Source organism: Dialister sp., from assembly GCF_051885895.1.
Lineage (GTDB): Bacteria > Bacillota > Negativicutes > Veillonellales > Dialisteraceae > Dialister.
Genome location: NZ_JBJEXP010000005.1, coordinates 1 through 3,729, shown reverse-complemented (window position 1 = coordinate 3,729; position 3,729 = coordinate 1). Strand labels below are relative to the sequence as shown.

Below are 3,729 nucleotides of genomic sequence, written 5' to 3'. Positions count from 1 at the left end.
AAAACGAGATATGAAGATGAAAGGGGAAGGCTATGGATCAATCAAAACTGCTGGATATCTGCAGGGCGCTGTCCAATGAGAAACGTCTCCAGATTCTGGAATGGCTGAAGGCGCCGGAGAAGTATTTCCCGCCCCAGGGGCTGCATATTCCGGAGAACGACCATTTTGACAAGTCCGTGTGCGTCGGAAGCATTCAGGAGAAGGCGGGGATGTCGCAGTCCACGGTGTCTCATTACCTGGATATGATGCAGCGGGCGGGGCTTCTGGAGTCGGCCCGGTATGGGAAGTGGACGTACTACCGGAGGAATGAGGAAAATATCCGCCAGCTGGCGGATTTCATACGGAAGGATCTGTAATTTCCTGCTTGACGCTGTCCCTTGACCGGGACAGCAAAAATTTCACCTAACATATCGACAATAAGCGAAATGAAGATTTATTGTAAAGGAGAGTTCGTCATGCATTTTCATGGACCAATCATTCGGCCGCAGACCGATATGGATTCTGTATTTATTGAAGTCACCAGCGGCTGTTCCCATAACGCCTGCACATTCTGCAATTTTTACAAGGATACGCCCTTTAGGACGGCGCCTTTGTCCCAGATCGAGGAGGACCTGAAGGAAGCCCGGCGGAAATGGCCGAATGCCCGGAAAATCTGGGCCTCCGGAGGCAATCCCTTTGTCCTGGGCACGGGCAGGCAGATGCAGGTGTGGAAGCTCATGAAGTCCTATTTCCCCGAGGCCCGGATTTCCACCTATGCCATCGTGTCGGATTTCAAGCATAAAAGCGTGGAAGATATCCGGAAAATCCGTGAGAGCGGCCTGGATGAAATCATGCTGGGCATCGAGTCCGGCGATGATGCGGTGCTGCAGCAGGTGAACAAGGGGTATACCGCCGCCGATATTCTGGAGGCGGGGCGGAAGATGGATGAAGCGGGTATGACCTACCGCATGATTTACCTGGGCGGCCTGGCAGGAAAGGGAAAGCTGGCGGAGAGCGCCAAAAAGTCGGCGGCCGTTTTCAATCAGATCCATCCCTACTACATGATGCTCACCAATGTGGCCGTTCTTCCCGGCACGAAGCTCTTTGACCAGATGCAGAGAGGGGAGTGGGTGGAAAGCACGGAAAAGGAACGGATTGAGGAAATCCGCGAGCTTATCACAGATCTCAAAATCCCCATCACCATCAATTCCATGACCTCCACCAGCGCTGTGAATTTCATCGTTTCCCTTCCCGAAGGAAAGAAGGAAATCCTCTCCCGGCTGGATGAAATCATCGAAGGCTTTGATGAGGAAACGGAAATGGCCCTGCGCCGGTGGAGACACGGGATGCGGGCAGTCTAAGCGGCAGGCCCCTCGATGGACGCTCTGTTTATACCAATGAGAATGATTTAAAAATGAAAGGAAGCTTTATATATGCATTTTGCCAGTTCAATCGTTCGTCCTCCCTATGAAGGCGGATCCGCCTATCTGCAGATTACCTCAGGCTGCTCCCACAACGCCTGCAAATTCTGCACCTATTACAAGGATGCTCCTTTTTCCGTTTCCCCGGAGTCGGAGATCATTGAAGATTTGAAGGAAATGAGAAGCTATGGCATTCCCTTTCCCCGGATCTGGCTGCAGGGAGCGGACCCCTTTATCCTGTCCTTCCAGAAGCTGTACCGGGTGGCGGAGCTGATCCATACCTACCTTCCCTTTGTGAAAACCATCGGAGGCTACGGCAGGGTGGACAGCCTGCGGAACAAGACGGCGGACCAGCTGAAAATCCTGAAGGACATGGGCTACTCCGGCATTGTATTCGGCGTAGAATCAGGGGATGACAGGATCCTCAGCTATCAGCACAAAGGGTACAGCGCCGATGAAATCGTGCCCCAGCTGTCCAAGATGGATGAAGCGGGCATGAGGTATGAGGTCATTTTCCTGAGCGGTCTGGGCGGCAAAGGATACGGCCCCGATCATGCCAGGAAGACGGCGGAAATTTTCAATCAGCTGCATCCGGACCGGGTCATGATTTCCGGCCTCACCATTTTCCCCGACACCCCGCTCATGCAGGATGTAAAAAGAGGGAAATTCCAGGAAGCCACGGAAGGAGAGCGGATTCTGGAGCTTAAGGAATTTCTGCAGGACCTGAAAATCGACACCCTCATCGATGCCACCAATGCTTCCATCATCACCTCCATTTATGGACGGATTCCGGAAAGGAAGCAGGACATGATTGACCGGCTGCAGCGCATTTATGACGTTTACGGAGAAAAAGGACTGCGGCGCATGAGGGAATCCCTGCAGGCTATCTGATCGGAAGGAAATAGAAAGATTCAGAAAATCAAACGTACAGGAAAAAGGCGCTCCGTGGCACCTTTTTTCCTTTCATCATCCGGAGAAGCACTTGATTCATTCATAGAGTCTGCTTTGATAAGAGTTTTTATGCATGGTCTCGTTACGGGCATCCTTAAACAGTCTGCGCCGGCCCGTTCCCTGCATGGCATAAAAATGCAGGAATAAAAGCAGAGAGCGGTTGAACCAGCGCTTCCCCGAGAACAGGAGGGAACAGTCATGAAAATCAAAGAACCCCTGGACAGGGGACGCATTCATTTGAAAAGCAGAATCGTATTTCCGCCCATGGCCACCCAGACGGCAGAAGAAGGCATGCCTACGGCAGGGACAGCGGCTCATTACGAAGCCATCGCCAGAAATCCGCTGCCCGGGCTGATGATTACGGAATATGCCAGTATCAGCCGGCAGGGAATGGCTGCCGATGCCCATCAGCTCTCCTTCGCCTCGGACCGGGTGCTGGAGGCGCAGAAACGGTTTACGGACCATATCCACCGGGTGAACGGATCCATACAGCTCTTTGCCCAGATCAACCACGCCGGCGCCAATACCTCGGAAAGAGCCACCGGCGAAGAGCTGGTATCCGCCAGTCCCATTCAGATGGGAGGCGGCCAGGCCAGAGCTCTGACCATCCCGGAAATCCGGACCATCGAAAACCTGTTTGCCCGGGCGGCCCTCCGTGTCAAAGAGGCAGGCTATGACGGCGTAGAAATCCATGCCGCCCATGGATACCTCCTCAACCAGTTCTATTCGCCCCTCACCAATTTCAGAAAGGATATCTACGGTCCCCAGTCCATAGAAAACAGAACAAGAATGCTGAAGGAAACCCTGGAGGCTGTGAGACAGGCAGTGGGGGATGATTTCCCCATTGCCCTCCGCCTGGGCGGCTCCGACTACCGGGAGGGCGGCAGCACCATCGAAGACGCGGTGGAAGCATCGGTCATTCTGGAAAAGGCAGGCCTGGATCTCATCGACCTTTCCGGCGGCATGAACATCTACATGCGTAGAGACAACCGGAACCCCGGCTGGTTCTCCGACATGAGCGAAGCCGTCAAGAGAGAGGTCTCCATACCGGTCCTGGTGACCGGAGGCATCCGCACTCCGGACCAGGCAGAAACCCTCCTGCAGCAGGGAAAAGCGGACCTCATAGGCGTGGGCCGGGCTATGTTTATCCATCCCATGTGGGGAACGGAATAACAGGCCCGGCTGAAAGCTGGTGCAGTATCTTCCTCGTTTCCTGACACAGAACAGAGCGTTCGCCCTTTTCTCTTCACACTTCACACTCCCCCGAGAGAAAAAGGGAAAGGCCGGCGCTTCGTCCGAGAGCAGGGACGCAGAATGAGATTACCTGGAAAATCGCCTGTCATAAGCCTGGACATGATTCTGCAATCCTGATCATTCA

General features: G+C 53.8%; 4 protein-coding genes. All 4 read left to right on the top strand.

Annotated elements, in window-relative coordinates; all coding sequences use genetic code 11:
• The first annotated feature begins 32 nt into the window (after nt 1–32).
• Nucleotides 33–356, top strand: a complete 324-nt coding sequence (locus ACI4N7_RS00450) for an ArsR/SmtB family transcription factor (RefSeq protein ID WP_439731399.1) — start codon at nt 33–35, stop codon at nt 354–356.
• Nucleotides 357–425: 69 nt separating this feature from the next.
• A complete protein-coding gene (locus tag ACI4N7_RS00445; RefSeq protein WP_439731398.1) occupies nt 426–1,340 on the top strand; it encodes a radical SAM protein in 915 nt (304 codons plus the stop codon).
• A gap of 72 nt (nt 1,341–1,412) precedes the next feature.
• On the top strand, nt 1,413–2,291 hold the full coding sequence (locus tag ACI4N7_RS00440) for a radical SAM protein (protein ID WP_439731397.1): 879 nt from the start codon (nt 1,413–1,415) through the stop codon (nt 2,289–2,291).
• A gap of 258 nt (nt 2,292–2,549) precedes the next feature.
• Nucleotides 2,550–3,524, top strand: a complete 975-nt coding sequence (locus ACI4N7_RS00435) for an NADH:flavin oxidoreductase (protein WP_439731396.1) — start codon at nt 2,550–2,552, stop codon at nt 3,522–3,524.
• Nucleotides 3,525–3,729 lie beyond the last annotated feature (205 nt).

What these genes read in the sequence shown, in the direction of transcription:
- ACI4N7_RS00450 (WP_439731399.1), top strand. Translation starts at nt 33, where the DNA reads ATGGATCAATCAAAACTGCTGGATATCTGCAGGGCGCTGTCCAATGAG.
- ACI4N7_RS00435 (WP_439731396.1), top strand. Translation starts at nt 2,550, where the DNA reads ATGAAAATCAAAGAACCCCTGGACAGGGGACGCATTCATTTGAAAAGC.
- ACI4N7_RS00440 (WP_439731397.1), top strand. Translation starts at nt 1,413, where the DNA reads ATGCATTTTGCCAGTTCAATCGTTCGTCCTCCCTATGAAGGCGGATCC.
- ACI4N7_RS00445 (WP_439731398.1), top strand. Translation starts at nt 426, where the DNA reads ATGAAGATTTATTGTAAAGGAGAGTTCGTCATGCATTTTCATGGACCA.